This is a genomic window from Citrobacter amalonaticus (genome assembly GCF_018252635.1).
Lineage (GTDB): Bacteria > Pseudomonadota > Gammaproteobacteria > Enterobacterales > Enterobacteriaceae > Citrobacter_A > Citrobacter_A amalonaticus_E.
On the sequence record NZ_JAGTXM010000006.1, the window covers coordinates 68,085 to 89,712 of the forward strand.

The window sequence follows — 21,628 nt, forward strand, 5'->3', positions numbered from 1 at the left end:
TATGCCAAAGATTGTTATTCTGCCTCATCAGGATCTCTGTCCGGATGGCGCAGTTCTGGAAGCCGAGACCGGTGAAACCATTCTTGACGTTGCCCTGCGCAACGGTATCGAGATTGAACACGCCTGCGAAAAATCCTGCGCCTGTACGACTTGCCACTGCATCGTGCGTGAAGGCTTTGACTCCCTGCCGGAAAGTACGGAAGAAGAAGACGACATGCTGGATAAAGCCTGGGGACTGGAGCCGGAGAGCCGTTTAAGCTGTCAGGCTCGCGTAACCGGGGATGATTTAGTGGTCGAAATCCCACGTTACACAATCAATCATGCTCGTGAGCATTAACAGAGGGTAGTATGGGACTGAAGTGGACCGATAGCCGCGAAATTGGCGAAGCGCTGTACGACGCGTTCCCCGATCTCGATCCTAAGACCGTTCGTTTCACCGATCTTCATCAGTGGATCTGCGATCTTGAGGAATTTGATGACGACCCCGGCGCATCCAATGAAAAAATTCTGGAGGCGATTCTGTTAGTCTGGTTAGATGAAGCAGAATAATTTCCCCGTCATGCTTCACGCTGCAGATGCGTTAGCCGCGCTCGCTTACCCCAGTCACAGAGTTATCTCTGCTCCCGGGGATTCGCTCGCTTGCCGCCTTCCTGCTGCGCGAATCATTTAGTGGAAATGAACATACGGGCTGCCTCTGGCGGCCCGTTTGCTAATAAGGATAAATAACATGACAGAAGCCATGAAAATTACGCTTTCCACACAACCCGCGGACGCACGCTGGGGTGAAAAAGCGACATACAGTATCAATAACGAGGGTATTACCCTGCACCTCAATGGAAAGGATGATCTGGGCCTTATTCAGCGCGCCGCACGTAAAATTGACGGCCTTGGCATCAAGCATGTTCAACTGGCAGGCGAGGGCTGGAATGCAGACCGCTGCTGGTCATTCTGGCAGGGCTACAAAGGGCCAAAAGGCAGCCGTAAAGTGGAATGGCCTGAGCTGGACGACGTACAGCGCCAGGAGCTGGATAACCGTCTGACCATCATTGACTGGGTGCGTGACACTATTAACGCGCCGGCGGAAGAGCTGGGTCCAGAGCAACTGGCGCAGCGCGCCGTTGACCTGCTGTGCAGCGTAGCGTGCGATCACGTCTCTTACCGCATTACCAAAGGTGAAGATCTGCGCGAGCAGAACTACATGGGGCTGTATACCGTGGGTCGCGGTTCAGAACGTCCGCCAGTCCTGCTGGCGCTCGACTACAACCCGACAGGGGATAAAGAAGCCCCGGTTTACGCTTGCCTGGTTGGTAAAGGGATCACCTTTGATTCCGGCGGCTACAGCATCAAGCAGAGCGCCTTTATGGACTCCATGAAATCCGACATGGGCGGTGCCGCAACGGTAACCGGCGCGCTGGCGTTTGCGATCACGCGCGGTCTGAACAAACGCGTGAAGCTGTATCTGTGCTGTGCGGATAACCTGATCAGCGGTAACGCCTTCAAGCTGGGCGATATCATCCACTATCGCAACGGTAAAAACGTCGAAGTGATGAATACCGATGCTGAAGGACGTCTGGTACTGGCAGACGGTCTGATCGATGCCAGCGCGCAGAAACCGGAACTGATTATTGATGCCGCAACGCTGACTGGTGCCGCGAAAACCGCGCTGGGTAACGACTACCATGCGCTGTTCAGCTTTGATGACCAACTGGCGAACCGTCTGCTGACGAGCGCAGCCGAAGAGAACGAGGCGTTCTGGCGTCTGCCGCTGGCAGAATTTCACCGCAACCAGTTGCCGTCTAATTTTGCTGAGTTGAACAATACCGGCAGCGCGGCGTATCCGGCTGGGGCGAGTACAGCTGCAGGATTCCTGTCGCACTTTGTGGAAAACTACCAGCAGGGCTGGCTGCATATTGACTGCTCAGCAACCTATCGCAAAGCGCCGGTTGAGCAGTGGTCTGCCGGGGCGACCGGTCTGGGCGTACGTACAATCGCCAATTTGTTGACGGCCTGAAAGGTGTTTTTGTAGGTCGGGTAAGCGAAGCGCCACCCGGCATTTTGCCTGATGGCGACGCAGTGCGTCTTATCAGGCCTACAATCCATATATAAGTTGTGATCTCTATGTCCGAAACAAAAAACGAATTAGAAACCTTACTGGAACAAGCCGCGACGGAACCCGCGCACCGTCCGGCATTTTTCCGCACCTTGCTGGAATCCACCGTCTGGGTGCCGGGCACTGCGGCAGAAGGCGAAGCGATTGTCGAAGACAGCGCGCTCGATCTTCAGCACTGGGAAAAAGAAGATGGCACTACCGTCATCCCCTTTTTTACCTCTCTGGAAGCGTTGCAGCAGGCAGTCGAAGATGAGCAGGCGTTTGTGGTGATGCCGGTACGTACGCTGTTTGAAATGACGCTCGGCGAAACGCTGTTCCTCAACGCCAAATTGCCGACCGGTAAAGAGTTCATGCCGCGTGAAATCAGCCTGCTGATGGGTGACGAAGGCAATCCGTTGAGCACGCAGGAAGTGCTGGAAGGTGGGGAATCCCTGATTCTTTCCGAAGTGACCGAGCCGCCTGTGCAGATGATTGACTCGCTCACTACGCTGTTTAAGACCCTCAAGCCGGTGAAGCGTGCGTTTCTCTGTTCGATTAGAGAGCGTACGGATGCTGACGCCAATCTGCTGATCGGTATTGAGGCCGATGGGGATATTGAGGAGATTATTCATGCAGCAGGTAGCGTGGCAACAGATACGCTACCGGGCGATGAACCGATTGATATCTGCCAGGTGAAAAAAGGTGAGAAAGGGATCAGCCACTTTATCACCGAACACATCGCGCCGTTCTATGAACGCCGCTGGGGCGGGTTCCTGCGCGATTTCAAACAGAATCGGATTATTTAAAAGCACGGTTTAGTTTGGTTTCCAGGCCGGGTAAGCGCAAGCGCCACCCGGCATCGTGTTTACTTCACCGGTTCTACCGGTAAATCGGCACGTGCACCCCATTCGCTCCATGCGCCGTCATACAATGCCACATTCGGTACGTCCAGCGTGGCGAGCGCCAGTACGACGACGGCTGCCGTCACGCCAGAACCACAGCTGGCGATAATCGGACGATCAAAACTCACCCCGTGGCGAAAGAAGATGGCATCCAGTTCGTCGGTTGTTTTCAGTTCACCTTCCTGAACCAGTTCTGTCCATGGCACGTTTAACGCACCGGGTACATGACCACGCCTGAGACCCGGACGCGGCTCGTCGACTTCAGCATTAAAACGTGCAGCCGGCCGGGCATCGACAATTTGCGCGCTTTTTTCGTGACTGGCGAGCAGAACGTCGGTGACGCGCACGACGGCTTCAGGGGTAAACGCCGTATCAAACTCACCTTCCGGCAGCTCGATGTTACCTTCCTGTAGCGGCAACGCATCACGTTGCCAGCCCGCCAGGCCACCCCCCAGAATGGATACGTTCTCCACGCCAAAGGTGCGCAGCATCCACCACGCGCGCGGGGCGGAGAACAGATTCCCCTCGTCATACACGATCAGATGTTTATCCTGATGCACCCCCAGTTCACGCATCGCCACGGCGAAGCTTTCCGGGCGCGGCATCATATGCGGCAGTGGTGAGGTGTGGTCGGAAAGCGCTTCGATATCGAAAAACACCGCGCCCGGGATATGCCCCGAGCGATACTCTTGCGCAACGTCGCGGTCTTCCTGTCCTGGCGGTGCCATACGGGCGTCGATAATTTGAATCTGCGGATCGTCAATATGCTCTGCAAGCCAATCGGCGGCGACAAAAAAGGCGGTAGTCATGGGGATCTCCATGTTTATCAGGTGTCCGGTAAATTGTCAGGCCTTTGCTAACAGGGGACAAGTAAAAGAGGCTGATTTGTCCGGCGATCCCACATTTCTTAATTAAATTCAGACGCGATACAGTGGATAGAGACTTACACAAAGTGAAATCTCACGCATAATAACGGTTCTACGTTGCTAACGGGCCGCGCTGGCCAGGGATGAAAAAATGAAATACATACGCGTAGTCGCCTGTATGCTAATGCTGGCGCTTGCTGGGTGCGACAACAACGATAAAGCCCCTACGGTGGGGGAAAAGGACGCCCCTGCGGCACAATCCACTCCCATCGCACAGCCTGCGGCGGAAAAGAATGCGGTCAACGATACCGCAACGTTGCAAAAACTGGCCAAGCAGAGCGAAGGCAAAGCGCTTACGCTGCTGGATGCTTCTGAGGTGCAACTGGACGGTGCATCCACTCTGGTATTGACCTTTTCCATCCCGTTAGATCCTGAACAGGATTTTTCTCGTGTCGTCCACGTGGTGGATAAAAAAAGCGGCAAAGTTGATGGCGCGTGGGAACTGTCGCCGAATCTGAAAGAGCTGCGTTTGCGCCACCTGGAACCCAACCGTGACCTGCTGGTGACCATTGAGCGCGATCTCAGGGCGCTCAACAAAGCGATCTTCGAAATCAACTTTGAGAAAAGCCTCACCACGCGGGATATCCAGCCCAGCGTGGGCTTTGCCAGCCGCGGTTCACTGCTGCCGGGGAAAGTGGTGGAAGGGCTGCCAGTAATGGCGCTCAACGTGAACAACGTAGACGTTAACTTTTTCCGCGTGAAACCCGAATCGCTGGCGGCCTTTGTCAGTCAGTGGGAGTACCGGAATTCGATGTCCAACTGGGAGTCCGACAATCTGCTGAAAATGGCGGATCTGGTCTATACCGGTCGCTTCGATCTTAATCCTGCGCGTAACACCCGCGAAAAACTCCTTCTGCCGCTGAGTGAGATTAAGCCGCTGCAACAGGCGGGCGTCTATGTTGCGGTGATGAACAAAGCCGGGCAATACGAGTACAGCAACGCCGCAACGTTGTTTACGCTCAGCGACATCGGCCTTTCGGCACACCGCTATCAGAACCGGCTCGATGTATTCACGCAAAGCCTGGAGAATGGCGCTGCGCAGCAGGGGATAGATGTCGCTTTGCTGGATGAGAAAGGACAGACCCTGGCGAAAGCAACCAGCGATGCGAAGGGTCATGTCCAGCTTGAAAATCACCAGAACGCCGCGCTATTACTGGCGCGTAAAGAGGGACAAACCACGCTGCTGGATCTGAAACTCCCGGCGCTGGATTTAGCAGAGTTCGATATCGCGGGGGAGCCGGGATACAGCAAACAGTTCTTTATGTTTGGCCCACGCGATCTCTATCGTCCCGGCGAGACGGTGATCCTCAACGGTCTGCTGCGTGACAGCGATGGCAAGACGTTGCCCGATCAGCCCGTGAAGCTGGAGGTGGTTAAGCCGGACGGCCAGGTCATTCGTACTGTCGTTAGTCAACCGGATAACGGGCTGTATCGCTTTATTTATCCGCTGGACAGCGGCGCGCCGACCGGAATGTGGCACATTCGGGCCAACACAGGCGATAACCAAAGCCGGATGTGGGATTTCCACGTTGAAGATTTCATGCCGGAGCGAATGGCATTGAACCTCACCGGTCAAAAAACGCCGTTGTCGCCGTCTGACACGGTGAAGTTTTCGGTGGTTGGCTACTACCTCTACGGCGCACCGGCAAATGGCAATGCGTTACAGGGACAGTTGTACCTGCGCCCGTTGCGTGATGCCGTGCCGTCACTGCCCGGATTCCAGTTTGGCAATATCGCCGAGGAAAACCTGTCGCGCAGTCTCGATGAAGTCCAACTGACGCTGGATGAAACCGGGCGTGGCGACATCAGTACTAACAGCGAATGGCGTGAAACCCACTCACCGTTAAAGGTGATTTTGCAGGCCAGTCTGCTGGAGTCCGGTGGTCGTCCAGTAACGCGTCGCGCTGAGCAGGCGATCTGGCCGGCAGACACGTTACCGGGTATCCGCCCGCAATTTGCGGTGAAAGCGGTGTATGACTATCGCACCGATACCACAGTGGATCAGCCGATTGTCGATGAAGACAGCAATGCCGCCTTTGACATTGTCTATGTCGATGCCCAGGGCGAGAAGAAAGCGGTCTCTGGGTTACAGGTGCGTTTGATTCGTGAGCGTCGCGACTACTACTGGGACTGGCTGGAAAGCGAAGGCTGGCAGTCACGCTTTGATCAAAAAGATCTGGTGGAAGGTGAGCAGACGCTGGATCTGAAAGCCGACGAAACCGGTAAAGTGACATTCCCGGTCGAGTGGGGGGCCTACCGACTGGAAGTGAAGGCGCCAAACGATGCGATCAGCAGCATCCGTTTCTGGGCGGGCTATAGTTGGCAGGATAACAGCGATGGCAGCGGGGCAGCGCGGCCGGATCGCGTTACGCTGAAGCTGGACAAACCGGCCTATCGTCCGGGCGACACCATGAAGCTGCATATTGCGGCACCGGCGGCGGGGAAAGGCTATGCGATGGTGGAATCCAGCGAAGGCCCGCTGTGGTGGCAGGAAATTGATGTCCCGGCGCAGGGACTGGAGCTTTCCATTCCGGTCGATAAATCGTGGAATCGCCACGATTTATACCTGAGCACGCTGGTGGTGCGTCCGGGGGATAAATCCCGTTCTGCAACGCCGAAACGTGCCGTCGGCTTGCTGCATCTACCGCTGGGGGACGAAAACCGACGTCTGGATCTGGTGCTGGAAAGCCCGGCAAAAATGCGTCCGAACCAGCCGTTGATCGTGAAGATCAAGGCCAGCAGTAAAAACGGCGAGACGCCAAAACAGGTCAATGTACTGGTGTCGGCAGTGGACAGCGGGGTGTTGAACATTACCGATTACGTTACGCCGGATCCGTGGCAGGCCTTCTTCGGACAAAAACGCTATGGCGCGGATATTTATGACATTTATGGCCAGGTGATTGAAGGCCAGGGGCGTCTGGCAGCACTGCGTTTTGGCGGTGATGGCGACGAACTGAAACGCGGCGGTAAACCGCCGGTCAACCATGTGAACATCGTGGCGCAGCAGGCGCAACCGGTCACGCTGAATGAGCAGGGTGAAGGCAGCGTGACGCTACCCATTGGTGATTTTAACGGCGAACTGCGCGTGATGGCGCAGGCATGGACGGCGGAAGACTTTGGCAGCAGTGAAAGCAAAACGATCGTCGCCGCCCCGGTCATTGCTGAGCTGAACATGCCGCGCTTTATGGCCAGTGGCGATACCTCGCGACTGGTGCTGGACGTGACCAACCTTACCGATCGACCACAGTCACTGAACGTAACGCTGACCGCCAGCGGACTGATCGAACTGGTCAGCGACCAGCCTGCGCAGGTCAATCTCGAGCCAGGCGTGCGTACGACCCTGTTTGTTCCAGTTCGTGCGAAAGACGGGTTTGGTGAGGGTGAGCTGCAGGCGACGCTAAGCGGGCTGAACGTGCCGGGAGAAGAGATCGGACCGCAGCAAAAGCAGTGGAAGATCGGCGTACGTCCGGCATTCCCGGCGCAAACGGTCAATAACGGCGTGATGTTGCAGCCGGGTGAAAGCTGGACACCTCCTGCGGAAGGGTTAGCGAATTTCTCTCCGGTGACGGTGCAGGGGCAACTGCTGTTCAGCGGTAAACCGCCGTTGAATCTGGCGCGCTATATCCGTGAGCTGAAGGCGTATCCCTACGGTTGTCTGGAACAAACCACCAGCGGCCTGTTCCCGTCGCTTTATACCAATGCCGCGCAGCTACGAGCGCTGGGCATTGCGGGCGATACCGACGAGAAGCGTCGTGCGGCAATCGAAACCGGGATTGCCCGCCTGCTGCAAATGCAGCGTGATAATGGTGGCTTCGCGCTGTGGGACAAAAATGGCCCGGAAGAGTACTGGCTGACTGCCTACGCGATGGATTTCCTGGTCCGCGCGGGTGAGCAGGGCTATAGCGTTCCGGCGGAGGGGATCGCTCAAGGCAACGCGCGTTTGCTGCGATATCTGCAGGATCCGGGCATGATGTCGATTCGCTACACCAGCAATACGCAGGCGAGTAAATTTGCCGTACAGGCCTATGCCGCGCTGGTCCTGGCTCGTCAGCAAAAAGCCCCGCTTGGCGCGCTGCGTGAAATCTGGGAGCATCGCAGTCAGGCGGCATCAGGCTTGCCGCTGCTGCAACTCGGCATGGCGTTGAAAACGATGGGTGACGCGAAACGGAGTGACGACGCGGTGACGCTGGCGCTCTCCACCTCGCGTCACGATGAACGTCAGTGGCTGGCCGATTACGGCAGTCCGCTTCGCGATAACGCCCTGATGCTGGCGCTGCTGGAAGAGAATAACCTGAAGCCGGACGTCCAGAATACGCTGCTGAACACGCTCTCTGAGCAAGCGTTTGGTCAGCGCTGGCTGTCAACGCAGGAGAATAACGCGCTGTTCCTGGCTGCCCGTTCATTGCAGGATTTACCCGGCACCTGGCAAGCGCAGACCTCGCTCGCAGAGCAACCGCTGACGAGCGATAAAGCGCAGACCCGTAATCTGGATGCCGATCAACTCGCGGCATTGCAGGTGACGAATAACGGTGCTCTGCCGATGTGGTTACGTCTGGACGTGAGCGGCTATCCGCAAACGGCTCCGGCACCTGCCAGCAATGTGCTGCAGATTGAGCGTCATATTCTGGGCAGTGACGGGCAGAGCAAATCGCTCGATTCCCTGCGTAGCGGTGAGTTGGTTCTGGTCTGGCTGGAAGTGAAAGCCAGCCAGGACGTTCCGGATGCGCTGGTGGTGGATCTGCTGCCAGCCGGGCTGGAACTGGAAAACCAGAATCTGGCTAACGGTAGCGCCAGTTTGCAGGACAGTGGCAGTGAGGTGCAAAATCTGCTTAATCAGATGCAGCAGGCTGATATTCAGCACATGGAGTTTCGGGATGACCGCTTTGTCGCCGCGGTGGCGGTGAATCAGGGGCAGCCAGTGACGCTGGTTTATCTGGCGCGTGCGGTGACGCCTGGAACCTATCAGGTGCCGATGCCGATGGTGGAATCGATGTATGTTCCACAATGGCGGGCAACCGGTGCGGCTGAGGGGATACTGATTGTTAAGCCGTAAATGGGGCGATTAACCGGTAAACGCGGCGGCTGGCGTTGGCTGGTCGCTGTGTCTGTTTTACTTGTCTGCGCCGTCTGGGCGGCAGATAAAATCTGGCCGCTGCCTTTGCGTGAGGTTAATCCGGCACGGGTAGTCGTGGCGCATGACGGAACGCCGCTGTGGCGGTTTGCCGACGCCGATGGCATCTGGCGCTATCCGGTGACGCTTGAAGAGGTATCCCCGCGCTATCTTGAGGCGCTCATCAACTATGAAGATCGCTGGTTCTGGAAGCATCCGGGAGTTAACCCTCTGTCTATACTTCGCGCCGCCTGGCAGGATCTCTCCTCCGCACGGGTGATTTCCGGCGGCAGCACTCTGACCATGCAGGTGGCGCGATTGCTGGATCCGCATCCTCGTACCTTTGGCGGTAAGTTTCGCCAGCTCTGGCGTGCTCTGCAGCTCGAATGGCATCTCTCAAAACGCGACATCCTGACGCTGTACCTCAATCGTGCGCCGTTTGGCGGCACGTTGCAGGGGATTGGCGCGGCCAGTTGGGCCTATCTCGGAAAACCTCCGGCACAGCTCAGCTACTCTGAAGCCGCGTTACTGGCGGTATTGCCGCAGGCACCGAGTCGACTGCGCCCCGATCGGTGGCCGGATCGGGCAGAAGCTGCGCGCAACAAAGTGCTTGAGCGGATGGCGATACAGGGGATTTGGTCGCCGCAACAGGTGGAGGAATCGCGTGAAGAGCCGGTCTGGCTGACGCCCCGCCAGATGCCGCAACTGGCACCGCTTTTCTCGCGGATGATGCTGGGCAAAAAGCAAGGCGACAAAATTGTCACCACCCTGGATGCCGGGCTGCAACGACAACTGGAAGAACTGGCGCAAAACTGGAAGAGCAGGCTGCCAGCGCGCAGTTCGCTGGCGATGATTGTCGTTGATCACACTGACATGAGCGTGCGCGGCTGGGTCGGATCGGTCGATCTGAATGATGACACGCGTTTTGGTCATGTGGATATGGTCAAGGCGATCCGATCGCCCGGCTCAGTGCTCAAGCCTTTTGTCTATGGGCTGGCGCTGGATGAGGGATTAATCCACCCGGCGTCGTTATTGCAGGATGTACCGCGCCGTAACGGGGATTATCGCCCGGGCAATTTTGACAGCGGTTTTCATGGCCCTGTCAGTATGAGCGAAGCGCTGGTGCGCTCGCTGAATTTACCTGCGGTACAGGTGCTGGAAGCCTACGGCCCGAAGCGTTTTTCCGCGCAGTTACGTAATATTGGACTGCCGTTGTACCTGCCTGCGGGCGCGGCTCCTAATCTGTCGCTTATTTTGGGGGGCGCAGGCGCACGGCTCGAGGATATGGTGGCGGGGTACAGCGCGTTTGCTCGCCACGGCAAGGCGGGAAAACTGCGTTTGCAACCGGGCGATCCGCTTGCCGAGCGTCCGTTGATGTCGCCCGGTGCGGCATGGATTATTCGACGTATTTTGGCCGATGAAGCGCAACCATTACCGGATAGCGCGCTTCCGCGGGTGGCTCCGCTGGCGTGGAAAACGGGCACCAGCTATGGCTATCGCGATGCGTGGGCGATTGGCCTCAATGCCCGCTATGTCATCGGTATCTGGACGGGTAGACCGGACGGTACGCCCGTTGCCGGACAGTTTGGTTACGCCAGTGCGATCCCGCTGCTCAATCAGGTAAACAACCTGCTTTTATCCCGTGGTGCCTCGCCGCCGGAAGATCCTCGCCCGCCGTCGGTTACGCGCGGCGTCGTGTGTTGGCCTGGCGGCCAATCGCTTCCCCCAGGTGACAGCAATTGTCGGCGTCGTCTGGCCACCTGGCTGCTGGAGGATGTGCAGCCGCCCACGCTATTGCTGCCGGAACAGGAAGGGGTGAGCGGTATTCGTTTCCCTGTCTGGCTGAATAAGTCAGGCCGACGCGTTGCCGCCGATTGTCCGCAGGCGCGGGAGCAGATGCTGATTGTCTGGCCGTTACCGCTGGAACCGTGGTTGCCCGCCTCAGAGCGTCGCAGTGCGCGCTTGCCGTTATCCTCAACGACGTGTCCGCCACACGGCCAGGATCCCGCATTACCGCTGTTACTGTCAGGCGTCCGTGATGGCGCAATCGTCAAACGTTTACCGGGTACGACTGAGGCGAGCTTAACGATTCAGAGCAGCGGCGGGGCAGGCGAGCGCTGGTGGTTCCTTAACGGCGAACCGCTGCAAGAACATGAGCGCAGTATCACGCTACGTCTGCGCGAAAAAGATGACTATCAGCTACTGGCGATGGATGCGAGCGGACAGGTTGCGGCGGTGAGGTTTACGTTGCAGTAGACCAGATTGACACTTTTTGTTGCTAACACTCATCTTATTTTAAAAAAATGTTACCTTCATCCATATGCAATAGCCGGGATGCTCTTTATAATCCGCGCCAGGTAAAACACAACAGAACATCTTTCAGAGGTAATCATGGCTATTGAACGTACTTTTTCCATCATCAAGCCAAACGCGGTGGCAAAAAACGTTATTGGTAATATCTTTGCGCGCTTTGAAGCAGCAGGGTTCAAAATTGTCGGCACCAAAATGCTGCATCTGAGCGTAGAGCAGGCGCGTGGATTTTACGCTGAGCATGACGGTAAGCCGTTTTTCGACGGTCTGGTTGAGTTCATGACCTCTGGTCCTATCGTGGTGTCCGTGTTGGAAAGCGAAAATGCGGTACAGCGTCACCGCGATCTGCTGGGTGCAACCAACCCGGCAAACGCCCTGGCGGGTACGCTGCGTGCTGACTATGCCGACAGCTTCACTGAAAACGGTACTCACGGCTCTGATTCCGTGGAATCCGCCCAGCGCGAAATCGCCTATTTCTTCGGTGAAGGCGAAGTGTGCGCTCGCACACGTTGATCCATTGGGATTAATTTTTCGCTAAATGCCGCGTGCAAACGTGGCATCCTTGCGCCAGACTTTGTACAATGCAACGCCCCGGATGAGCACTGCTTTCCGGGGCGCTTCTTTTTAACCTCCCATGGGCCATAACGTGTAACAACGAGGCCGGAAAAAATTATGTCTGAATTAGTTAACACTTCCGAAATTATCACTCCTGCGGTTCCTGCGAAAAATGGCAAAATAAACCTGCTTGATCTGAACCGTCAGCAGATGCGCGAATTCTTTAAAGAGATGGGCGAGAAGCCGTTTCGCGCTGACCAGGTGATGAAATGGATGTACCACTATTGCAGCGATAACTTTGATGAGATGACCGATATCAACAAAGTGCTGCGCAACAAGCTCAAAGAGGTGGCGGAAATCCGCGCACCGGAAGTAGTTGAAGAACAGCGCTCCTCCGATGGCACCATCAAATGGGCGATCGCCGTGGGCGATCAGCGCGTCGAAACGGTGTATATCCCGGAAGAGGATCGCGCCACGCTGTGCGTCTCTTCGCAGGTGGGTTGTGCGCTAGAGTGTAAATTCTGTTCAACTGCTCAGCAGGGTTTTAACCGTAACCTGCGCGTTTCTGAAATTATTGGTCAGGTCTGGCGTGCGGCAAAAATTGTCGGCGCGGCGAAAATCACCGGTCAGCGTCCGATCACCAATGTGGTGATGATGGGGATGGGTGAACCGTTGCTCAACCTGACGAACGTTGTGCCGGCCATGGAAATCATGCTCGATGATTTCGGCTTCGGTTTGTCCAAGCGTCGCGTCACGCTGTCGACTTCCGGCGTCGTGCCTGCGCTCGACAAATTAGGCGACATGATTGACGTCGCGCTGGCGATCTCGCTGCATGCGCCGAATGACGAAATTCGTGACGAAATTGTGCCGATCAACAAAAAGTACAATATCGAGACCTTCCTGGGCGCGGTTCGCCGCTATCTGGAGAAATCCAATGCCAACCAGGGACGTGTCACCATTGAATACGTCATGCTGGATCACGTTAACGATGGTACAGAGCATGCGCATCAACTGGCGGAGTTGCTGAAAGATACGCCTTGTAAAATCAACCTGATCCCATGGAACCCATTCCCGGGGGCACCTTATGGACGTAGCTCTAATAGCCGTATTGACCGTTTCTCTAAGGTGCTGATGAGCTACGGCTTTACCACCATTGTGCGTAAAACGCGCGGTGATGATATTGACGCTGCCTGTGGACAACTGGCGGGTGATGTGATCGACCGGACTAAACGTACGCTACGTAAGCGTATGCAGGGTGAGGCTATCGACGTTAAAACCGTCTGATGCACAACGCGCTACAGCCTGATTTTTGTGCTGTGGCGCAAGGTAATTTGCATGAGGGCCTGAGCTGTACTTGTCTGGTCAATAATAACGGTGCGTTTTTGTCGACTTTAAGGCAGTATGTACGGCGCGACAATAGTTTAGCCCTCAGGCTCAAGCTGTTTTTGTTAAGAGTCAGCAGAGAGGTTTATACTGTTTGACTCAGGTTGACTGAACCGATTTTCGCGGTGTGGGTGGGCATTGTGACTCGCCGGCACCTGAACCCTAATTTTCACCAGCAGCTGTAGCGAATGAATACTGAAGCCACTCACGACCAACATGAAGCACAATCCACCGGCGTTCGTCTACGCAATGCCCGTGAACAACTCGGACTCAGCCAGCAGGCTGTCGCTGAGCGACTTTGCCTGAAGGTATCCACTGTACGCGACATTGAAGACGATAAGGCTCCTGCCGATTTGGCTTCAACGTTCCTGCGCGGATACATTCGTTCATATGCACGTCTGGTCCATATTCCTGAAGAAGAACTGCTACCGGCTCTGGAAAAACAGGCACCGGTGCGTGCGGCGAAAGTGGCGCCGATGCAGAGCTTCTCATTAGGCAAACGCCGTAAAAAGCGCGATGGCTGGTTGATGACGTTTACCTGGCTGGTGCTGTTTGTGGTGGTTGGCCTGACGGGCGCGTGGTGGTGGCAAAACCACAAAGCGCAGCAGGAAGAGATCTCCACGATGGCCGATCAGTCCTCGGCTGAATTGAATGCTAACAGCGAAAACACGCAAAGCGTGCCGCTGGATACCAGTGCGACGGCAACTCAGGACAACACGCCTGCGGCAACCGGCCCGGCGGAGACAGCGCAAGTTCCTGCGCCGACGACGGCACCTGCGGTTGACCCGCAGCAGAACGCCGTGGTCGCCCCTTCTCAGGCCAACGTTGATACCGCAACAACCACGCCAGCGACACCGGCAACGCCGAATGGCGCGGCACCATTGCCGACCGATCAGGCGGGTGTGGAAGCTGCTGCCGATCCAAACGCGCTGGTGATGAACTTTACTGCCGATTGCTGGCTGGAAGTGAGCGATGCGACGGGCAAAAAGCTGTTCAGCGGAATGCAGCGTAAAGATGGTAATTTAAACCTCACCGGTCAGGCGCCTTACAAGCTTAAAATTGGCGCCCCGGCTGCGGTACAGATCCAGTATCAAGGAAAACCTGTCGATCTGAGCCGTTTTATCAGAACTAACCAGGTTGCGCGTCTGACCCTAAATGCCGAACAATCACCGGCGCAGTAATAGACGGGTAACGCGGGAGATTTTTCATGCATAACCAGGCTCCAATTCAACGTAGAAAATCAACGCGTATTTACGTTGGGAATGTGCCGATTGGCGATGGGGCTCCCATCGCTGTCCAGTCGATGACCAACACGCGGACCACGGATGTGGACGCGACGGTTAATCAGATCAAAGCGCTGGAACGCGTTGGCGCTGACATTGTTCGTGTCTCCGTACCTACAATGGATGCCGCGGAAGCCTTCAAACTGATTAAGCAACAGGTTTCCGTTCCGCTGGTTGCAGACATTCACTTCGACTACCGTATTGCGCTCAAAGTGGCGGAGTACGGCGTTGACTGCCTGCGTATTAATCCAGGCAACATCGGCAATGAAGAGCGTATCCGCATGGTGGTGGATTGCGCTCGTGACAAAAACATCCCGATTCGCATCGGTGTTAACGCCGGATCGCTGGAAAAAGATCTGCAGGAAAAGTACGGCGAACCGACGCCGCAAGCCTTGCTGGAATCGGCAATGCGCCATGTGGATCATCTCGATCGTCTGAACTTTGATCAGTTCAAGGTCAGCGTAAAAGCGTCTGACGTTTTCCTCGCCGTGGAATCCTATCGCCTGTTGGCGAAGCAAATCGATCAGCCCCTGCATTTAGGGATCACCGAAGCCGGTGGTGCGCGCAGTGGTGCGGTGAAATCGGCGATTGGTCTGGGCCTGCTGCTGTCCGAAGGGATTGGTGATACGCTGCGCGTTTCGCTGGCGGCCGATCCGGTGGAAGAGATCAAGGTCGGTTTCGATATCCTGAAGTCTTTGCGCATTCGTGCTCGTGGGATCAACTTCATCGCCTGTCCGACCTGTTCGCGTCAGGAATTTGACGTGATCGGTACGGTTAACGCGCTGGAACAGCGTCTGGAAGACATCATTACGCCAATGGATGTCTCCATTATTGGCTGCGTGGTTAACGGTCCGGGCGAAGCGCTGGTGTCCACGCTGGGTGTGACCGGCGGCAACAAGAAAAGTGGTCTCTACGAAGATGGCGTTCGCAAAGATCGTCTGGATAATAGCGATATGATCGACCAGCTCGAAGCCCGTATTCGTGCCAAAGCGACGATGCTTGACGAAGCACAGCGGATCAATGTGCAACAGGTTGAGAAATAACAACGTGATGGGAAGCGGCGTGCTTCCCGTGTATGATTGAACCCGCATGGCTCCCGTATCGCTCGGGGAAGCGCTGAGGGTTCATTTTTATATTCAGAAAGAGAATAAACGTGTCGAAGAAAATTCAGTCTGTACGCGGTATGAATGATTATTTGCCGGTAGAAACCGCTGTATGGCAACGCGTTGAGCGCATTATTAAGGGCGTCGTTGAATCTTACGGTTACAGTGAGATTCGTACACCTATTCTTGAGCAAACGCCACTGTTTAAGCGCGCTATTGGCGAAGTCACCGATGTGGTTGAAAAAGAGATGTATACCTTCAACGATCGCGAACGCGATGCCAAAGAGGTGATATCGCTAACTCTTCGTCCCGAAGGCACTGCGGGCTGTGTACGCGCCGGCATCGAGCATGGTCTCCTGTACAATCAGGAACAGCGTCTGTGGTACATCGGACCGATGTTCCGCCATGAGCGTCCGCAGAAAGGGCGCTATCGTCAATTTCACCAGATTGGGCTTGAAGTCTTTGGTCTGCAAGGACCGGACATTGATGCCGAACTGATCATGCTAACCGCACGCTGGTGGCGTGAACTGGGTATCGCCGAGCATGTCAATCTGGAACTGAACTCCATTGGTTCGCTGGAAGCGCGTGCAAATTATCGCGATGCGCTGGTGGCGTTCCTGGAACAACACATTGAGAAACTGGACGAAGATTGTAAACGTCGCATGTACTCAAACCCGCTTCGCGTGCTGGATTCAAAAAATCCGGATGTGCAGGCGTTGCTCAACGATGCTCCTCAGCTTGGTGACTATCTGGATGACGATTCCCGCGAGCACTTTGCGGGTCTGTGTAAACTGCTGGAAGCCGCAGGCATTGCCTACACCGTTAACCAGCGTCTGGTGCGCGGTCTCGATTACTATAACCGCACGGTGTTTGAGTGGGTCACCAGCAGTCTGGGCTCACAAGGCACTGTCTGTGCGGGCGGTCGTTATGACGGACTGGTTGAGCAACTCGGCGGTCGCGCGACCCCGGGTGTGGGCTTTGCAATGGGCCTGGAACGACTTGTTTTACTGGTTCAGGCAGTTAATCCGGAATTTAAAGCCGATTCTGTTGTCGATATATACCTGGTCGCTTCAGGTGCGGATACGCAGTCTGCGGCAATGACACTGGCTGAACGCGTGCGTGATGAAATCCCGGGCGTGAAGCTGATGACAAACCACGGCGGCGGCAATTTTAAGAAACAGTTTGCCCGAGCTGATAAATGGGGCGCCCGAGTTGCACTGGTGCTTGGTGAGTCCGAAGTGGCTGCCGGTACCGTTGTAGTGAAAGATTTGCGCTCCGGTGAGCAAACTGAGGTGGCACAGGATAGCGTTGCCGCTCATTTGCGCACGTTAATGGCTTAAGGAGAAGGACTGCGTGGAAATTTACGAGAACGAAAACGACCAGGTCGAAGCGATTAAACGCTTCTTTGCCGAAAACGGCAAAGCTCTGGCTGTTGGGGTTATTTTAGGTGTTGGCGCGCTGGTAGGCTGGCGCTACTGGAACAGTCATCAGACTGAGTCCGCACGCGCGGCTTCTCTGTCATATCAAACCGTGGTGAGTTCGCTCAGTGCGGGTAAAGCGGAAGACCTGTCAGCCGCAGAGAAATTTGCTGCTGACAATAAGAACACCTACGGCGCGTTAGCGTCGATGGAACTGGCGCAGCAGTTTGTCGATCAAAATCAACTTGAAAAAGCCGCAGCCCAGCTTCAGCAGGGACTGGCCGCCACGAGTGATGAGAATCTTAACGCGGTGATCACGCTGCGTCTTGCTCGTGTTCAGGTTCAACTCAAGCAGGCGGATACGGCGCTGAAAACCCTTGATAGCGTGAAGGGAGAAGGATGGGCGGCGATTGTTGCCGATCTGCGCGGCGAAGCACTGCTGAGCAAAGGTGATAAACAAGGTGCGCGTAGTGCGTGGGAAGCGGGTGTGAAAAGTAACGCCTCCCCGGCGCTGAGCGAAATGATGCAGATGAAAATCAATAATTTGTCCATCTGAGAGGGACCCGATGCAATTGCGTAAATTACTTCTGCCAGGGCTGCTTTCCGTTACCCTGTTGAGCGGCTGTTCACTGTTTAGTGGCGAAGAAGACGTTGTTAAAATGTCCCCATTACCGGTGGTTGAAAATCAGTTTTCCCCGTCTACGGCCTGGAGCACGTCTGTAGGCAATGGTATCGGTGATTTCTATTCCAACCTACATCCGGCCTATGCTGATAACGTAGTCTACGCTGCCGATCGCGCTGGCGTGGTGAAAGCGTTGAATGCGGATGACGGTAAAGAAGTCTGGTCGATTAACCTGGGTGAGAAAGATGGTTGGTTCTCACGCTCATCAGCACAGTTGTCTGGCGGCGTAACGATTGCTGGCGGTCACGTCTATATTGGCAGCGAAAAAGCGCAGGTTTATGCGCTGAACGCGGCGGACGGTACGGTTGCATGGCAAACTAAAGTGGCAGGCGAAGCGCTCTCCCGTCCGGTAGTCAGCGACGGGCTGGTGTTGATTCACACCAGCAATGGTCAGTTGCAGGCGCTGAATGAAGCTGATGGCGCGATTAAGTGGACCGTAAATCTGGATATGCCTTCACTGTCCCTGCGTGGTGAGTCTGCGCCGGCAACCGCCTTTGGCGCGGCCATTGTCGGAGGCGATAACGGCCGGGTGAGCGCTGTTCTCATGCAGCAAGGCCAGATGATCTGGCAACAGCGTATTTCTCAGGCGACCGGTTCTACCGAGATTGACCGTCTGAGCGATGTGGACACTACCCCGGTTATCGTCAATGGCGTCGTTTACGCCCTGGCTTATAATGGCAACCTGACCGCGCTGGATCTGCGCAGCGGTCAGATCATGTGGAAACGTGAACTGGGCTCGGTGAACGACTTTATCGTCGACGGCAACCGTATCTATCTGGTGGATCAGAATGACCGCGTACTGGCGCTGACGACCGATGGCGGCGTCACGCTGTGGACGCAGAGCGATCTTCTGCACCGTCTGCTGACTTCCCCGGCGTTGTATAATGGCAACCTGGTGGTGGGCGACAGCGAAGGTTACCTGCACTGGCTTAACGTCGAAGACGGCCGTTTTGTGGCTCAGCAGAAAGTAGACAGCTCCGGCTTCCTGACCGAACCGGTCTCTGCCGATGGCAAACTGCTGATCCAGGCCAAAGACGGTACCGTGTATTCCATTACACGTTAATCGTCCTGGTCGTACGTTTTAAAAAACGGCTCCTGGTGCAGGGGCCGTTTTCCTGTTTTTAACAACGACGCAAAAATCGCGTCTGTTGTCTGATGATTTTTAAAATGAGGCTTTAAACATGGTACCTGTGGTCGCGCTTGTCGGGCGCCCTAACGTCGGAAAATCCACGTTATTTAACCGTCTAACTCGCACCCGAGATGCGCTGGTTGCGGATTTCCCGGGTCTGACTCGTGACCGTAAGTACGGTCGTGCGGAGATTGAAGGCCGTGAGTTTATCTGCATCGATACCGGCGGTATTGATGGCACCGAAGATGGTGTAGAAACGCGCATGGCGGAACAGTCGTTGCTGGCGATTGAAGAGGCGGATGTGGTGCTGTTTATGGTGGATGCGCGTGCTGGCCTGATGCCTGCCGATGAAGCTATCGCCCAGCATTTACGCTCCCGTGAAAAACCGACGTTCCTGGTCGCCAACAAAACGGACGGACTCGATCCAGATCAGGCTATCGTTGATTTCTACTCGCTGGGTCTGGGAGAAATTCATCCGATTGCCGCGTCTCATGGCCGTGGCGTGCTCAGCCTGCTGGAACATGTTTTGCTGCCGTGGATGGACGACGCCGCGCCGCAGGAAGAGGTGGATGAAGACGCCGAGTACTGGGCGCAGTTCGAAGCCAACGAGAACGGTGAAGAAGAGCCGGAAGATGACTTCAACCCGCAGGATCTGCCGATTAAGCTGGCGATTGTTGGTCGTCCGAACGTCGGTAAGTCCACACTGACTAACCGTATCCTGGGAGAAGACCGCGTCGTTGTTTATGATATGCCGGGCACAACCCGCGACAGCATTTATATTCCGATGGAGCGTGATGAGCGTGAGTATGTTCTCATCGATACCGCCGGGGTGCGTAAGCGTGGCAAGATCACCGATGCGGTAGAAAAATTCTCAGTTATCAAAACATTGCAGGCGATCGAAGACGCTAACGTGGTTCTGCTGGTGATTGATGCCCGCGAAGGTATCTCTGACCAGGATCTGTCGCTGCTGGGCTTTATCCTCAATAGTGGGCGCTCACTTGTCATTGTGGTGAACAAGTGGGATGGCCTGACTCAGGAAGTGAAAGAGCAGGTGAAAGAGACGCTGGACTTCCGTCTGGGCTTTATCGACTTTGCGCGCGTGCACTTTATCTCTGCGCTGCATGGCAGCGGTGTCGGCAACCTGTTTGAATCCGTCCGCGAAGCCTATGACAGCTCAACCCGTCGCGTTAGCACGGCGATGCTGACCCGTATCATGACAATGGCGGTCGAAGATCATCAGCCACCGCTGGTCCGTGGTCGTCGTGTGAAGCTCAAATATGCTCATGCGGGGGGCTATAACCCACCGATTGTGGTGATTCACGGCAACCAGGTCAAAGACCTGCCGGATTCCTATAAGCGCTACCTGATGAACTACTTCCGTAAGTCGCTGGAAGTGATGGGCACGCCGATCCGCATTCAGTTTAAAGAGGGTGAGAACCCGTATGCGAACAAGCGCAATACGCTGACCCCAACCCAGATGCGCAAGCGTAAACGGTTGATTAAACACATTAAGAAAAGTAAGTAATAACTTACCTGCCACGCAGGTAACGCCCAAAGAGCCCGCGCCCGTCGGGCTTTTTGGTGTCTGTCCGTATCCCGTGGATACTCTGGTAATGTGACTCAGGCGCACGGATGCCCGTCTTTAGAAGATCGTCTGATGACCGATAAAGCAAAACAAATCGAGCAAATCCGCAAGCTCCTGGCGCTTGCCGCGCAGTCCTCAAATGACGGTGAATCCGCAAACGCGTTTAGCCGGGCCCGCCGCTACATGGCAATTTATGGGCTGACGATGGAAGACATTTATGGCAGTGGTGGGGCTTCAGCCGATAGTTCCGCAGAGTCTGAACGTTATCGTCGGGACGCAGAAACCGCCAGACAGGAGGCGGCAAACGAGCGTCGGGCGCGGCAGGAAGCAGAACAGAGGCACCGGGAATACCAGACTGAACAACATAAGCGCGCGGCGGAAGAGAAAAAGCGTTATGACGAAGCATTCTTTCGCCAGCAGGCCGAGCAAAAAGCACACGAACAAAAGCGGCAGGCAGATGAGCACGCTCGTCAGGACGCCGCTGCACAGCAGGTGAAAACAACGGCGGCACGTCCAGGAAAAATGTCATTGTATGACAAACTAAAAGAGGAGAAATTCGGGTTTAGTATCCTCGCCGTGGTGGCAGTGCTGGTCATCTTTGGTCTGAATCATTCCTCGCCAACACCAACGCCAACGCAAGCGGATACGGCATTAGCCAATAGGCCAGAGACGCCTGTCGTCGTGACGCCGACGCCCGTATCGCCGCCTGCAAGGTTGTCGGCACCGGCTGAGAAGTATCAGCCTCAGGCAGAACCCGTTCAGAAACCCGTACCCGTTACGCCTGTTGCACCGCCGCGACCTGCTGTGGTTAACATCATTGAATACTCGGCGAAAAGCCGGGCGGTTTATTCCTGTCTGGCCGACGGTACGGAAAAGTACAATGGCGGTGGCAATGTGAGTTACAAGATGCAGACCTTTTTCTTTGTCAGTCCTTCTGAGATTGCTTTTGGTAAAAATAAATCCGGAATACGGGTCGTGACAGCCGAAGGAAACGGGATGTACAAGCTTGAAAATGGTGACGAAGTCGCAGTTGATGTTTTTGGGGCGATTGAACGTTACTGGAACCCGAAGATGACCTTTACCTGTTTCACGTCAGAAAAGACATTGGGTCAGTATCTTCAGGACAGAGCCCCCAATAATTGATGGTATCCTC

16 protein-coding genes are annotated in these 21,628 nt (G+C 55.5%); 15 read left to right on the forward strand and 1 reads right to left on the reverse strand.

Annotated features, from left to right (window positions below; genetic code table 11):
• Position 1 precedes the first annotated feature (1 nt).
• From fdx to sseB, 4 genes are all read left to right on the forward strand, one after another.
• Positions 2–337: an ISC system 2Fe-2S type ferredoxin gene (gene fdx / locus KE671_RS17975; protein ID WP_042317595.1), complete on the forward strand. Its 336-nt coding sequence runs from the start codon at positions 2–4 to the stop codon at positions 335–337.
• Positions 338–348: 11 nt separating this feature from the next.
• Positions 349–549, forward strand: a complete 201-nt coding sequence (iscX, locus tag KE671_RS17980; protein ID WP_045446157.1) for a Fe-S cluster assembly protein IscX — start codon at positions 349–351, stop codon at positions 547–549.
• Between the two features lie 178 nt (positions 550–727).
• Positions 728–2,011 (forward strand): aminopeptidase PepB, encoded by a 1,284-nt coding sequence (pepB, locus tag KE671_RS17985; RefSeq protein WP_206164459.1) that lies wholly within the window; start codon positions 728–730, stop codon positions 2,009–2,011.
• 107 nt (positions 2,012–2,118) lie between these two features.
• A complete protein-coding gene (gene sseB / locus KE671_RS17990) occupies positions 2,119–2,895 on the forward strand; it encodes an enhanced serine sensitivity protein SseB (protein WP_206164458.1) in 777 nt (258 codons plus the stop codon).
• Between the two features lie 59 nt (positions 2,896–2,954).
• On the opposite strand, the gene sseA is transcribed toward sseB, so the two are convergent.
• Complete coding sequence (gene sseA, locus KE671_RS17995) at positions 2,955–3,800, reverse strand: 3-mercaptopyruvate sulfurtransferase (protein ID WP_206164457.1); 846 nt, start codon at positions 3,798–3,800, stop codon at positions 2,955–2,957.
• 208 nt (positions 3,801–4,008) lie between these two features.
• Here sseA and KE671_RS18000 point away from each other — a divergent pair, with 208 nt between their 5' ends.
• The 11 genes from KE671_RS18000 to KE671_RS18050 all read left to right on the forward strand — a co-directional run bounded on the left by KE671_RS18000 (position 4,009) and on the right by KE671_RS18050 (position 21,618).
• Positions 4,009–8,970 carry an alpha-2-macroglobulin family protein gene (locus KE671_RS18000; RefSeq protein ID WP_206164456.1) on the forward strand — a complete coding sequence of 1,654 codons (4,962 nt, stop codon included), beginning with the start codon at positions 4,009–4,011 and terminating at the stop codon, positions 8,968–8,970.
• Positions 8,971–11,283 (forward strand): peptidoglycan glycosyltransferase PbpC, encoded by a 2,313-nt coding sequence (pbpC, locus tag KE671_RS18005; RefSeq protein ID WP_206164455.1) that lies wholly within the window; start codon positions 8,971–8,973, stop codon positions 11,281–11,283.
• Positions 11,284–11,418: 135 nt separating this feature from the next.
• On the forward strand, positions 11,419–11,850 hold the full coding sequence (gene ndk, locus KE671_RS18010; RefSeq protein WP_046485030.1) for a nucleoside-diphosphate kinase: 432 nt from the start codon (positions 11,419–11,421) through the stop codon (positions 11,848–11,850).
• A gap of 159 nt (positions 11,851–12,009) precedes the next feature.
• Positions 12,010–13,176 carry a bifunctional tRNA (adenosine(37)-C2)-methyltransferase TrmG/ribosomal RNA large subunit methyltransferase RlmN gene (locus KE671_RS18015; RefSeq protein ID WP_061074965.1) on the forward strand — a complete coding sequence of 389 codons (1,167 nt, stop codon included), beginning with the start codon at positions 12,010–12,012 and terminating at the stop codon, positions 13,174–13,176.
• 287 nt (positions 13,177–13,463) lie between these two features.
• Complete coding sequence (rodZ, locus tag KE671_RS18020) at positions 13,464–14,456, forward strand: cytoskeleton protein RodZ (protein WP_206164454.1); 993 nt, start codon at positions 13,464–13,466, stop codon at positions 14,454–14,456.
• Between the two features lie 26 nt (positions 14,457–14,482).
• Positions 14,483–15,601 carry a flavodoxin-dependent (E)-4-hydroxy-3-methylbut-2-enyl-diphosphate synthase gene (gene ispG / locus KE671_RS18025; RefSeq protein ID WP_206164453.1) on the forward strand — a complete coding sequence of 373 codons (1,119 nt, stop codon included), beginning with the start codon at positions 14,483–14,485 and terminating at the stop codon, positions 15,599–15,601.
• Positions 15,602–15,711: 110 nt separating this feature from the next.
• Complete coding sequence (gene hisS, locus KE671_RS18030) at positions 15,712–17,001, forward strand: histidine--tRNA ligase (RefSeq protein ID WP_206164452.1); 1,290 nt, start codon at positions 15,712–15,714, stop codon at positions 16,999–17,001.
• Positions 17,002–17,014: 13 nt separating this feature from the next.
• Entirely contained in the window at positions 17,015–17,635 is a 621-nt protein-coding gene (locus KE671_RS18035) for a YfgM family protein (protein ID WP_206164451.1), read from the forward strand.
• Between the two features lie 10 nt (positions 17,636–17,645).
• Positions 17,646–18,824, forward strand: a complete 1,179-nt coding sequence (bamB, locus tag KE671_RS18040) for an outer membrane protein assembly factor BamB (RefSeq protein WP_206164450.1) — start codon at positions 17,646–17,648, stop codon at positions 18,822–18,824.
• A 118-nt stretch (positions 18,825–18,942) separates the two neighbouring features.
• Entirely contained in the window at positions 18,943–20,415 is a 1,473-nt protein-coding gene (gene der / locus KE671_RS18045) for a ribosome biogenesis GTPase Der (protein ID WP_206164449.1), read from the forward strand.
• Positions 20,416–20,547: 132 nt separating this feature from the next.
• A complete protein-coding gene (locus tag KE671_RS18050) occupies positions 20,548–21,618 on the forward strand; it encodes a DUF2786 domain-containing protein (protein WP_206164448.1) in 1,071 nt (356 codons plus the stop codon).
• The last annotated feature ends 10 nt before the right edge of the window (positions 21,619–21,628 follow it).

What these genes read in the sequence shown, in the direction of transcription:
- fdx (WP_042317595.1), top strand. Translation starts at nt 2, where the DNA reads ATGCCAAAGATTGTTATTCTGCCTCATCAGGATCTCTGTCCGGATGGC.
- iscX (WP_045446157.1), top strand. Translation starts at nt 349, where the DNA reads ATGGGACTGAAGTGGACCGATAGCCGCGAAATTGGCGAAGCGCTGTAC.
- pepB (WP_206164459.1), top strand. Translation starts at nt 728, where the DNA reads ATGACAGAAGCCATGAAAATTACGCTTTCCACACAACCCGCGGACGCA.
- sseB (WP_206164458.1), top strand. Translation starts at nt 2,119, where the DNA reads ATGTCCGAAACAAAAAACGAATTAGAAACCTTACTGGAACAAGCCGCG.
- sseA (WP_206164457.1), bottom strand. Translation starts at nt 3,800, where the DNA reads ATGACTACCGCCTTTTTTGTCGCCGCCGATTGGCTTGCAGAGCATATT.
- KE671_RS18000 (WP_206164456.1), top strand. Translation starts at nt 4,009, where the DNA reads ATGAAATACATACGCGTAGTCGCCTGTATGCTAATGCTGGCGCTTGCT.
- pbpC (WP_206164455.1), top strand. Translation starts at nt 8,971, where the DNA reads ATGGGGCGATTAACCGGTAAACGCGGCGGCTGGCGTTGGCTGGTCGCT.
- ndk (WP_046485030.1), top strand. Translation starts at nt 11,419, where the DNA reads ATGGCTATTGAACGTACTTTTTCCATCATCAAGCCAAACGCGGTGGCA.
- KE671_RS18015 (WP_061074965.1), top strand. Translation starts at nt 12,010, where the DNA reads ATGTCTGAATTAGTTAACACTTCCGAAATTATCACTCCTGCGGTTCCT.
- rodZ (WP_206164454.1), top strand. Translation starts at nt 13,464, where the DNA reads ATGAATACTGAAGCCACTCACGACCAACATGAAGCACAATCCACCGGC.
- ispG (WP_206164453.1), top strand. Translation starts at nt 14,483, where the DNA reads ATGCATAACCAGGCTCCAATTCAACGTAGAAAATCAACGCGTATTTAC.
- bamB (WP_206164450.1), top strand. Translation starts at nt 17,646, where the DNA reads ATGCAATTGCGTAAATTACTTCTGCCAGGGCTGCTTTCCGTTACCCTG.
- der (WP_206164449.1), top strand. Translation starts at nt 18,943, where the DNA reads ATGGTACCTGTGGTCGCGCTTGTCGGGCGCCCTAACGTCGGAAAATCC.
- KE671_RS18050 (WP_206164448.1), top strand. Translation starts at nt 20,548, where the DNA reads ATGACCGATAAAGCAAAACAAATCGAGCAAATCCGCAAGCTCCTGGCG.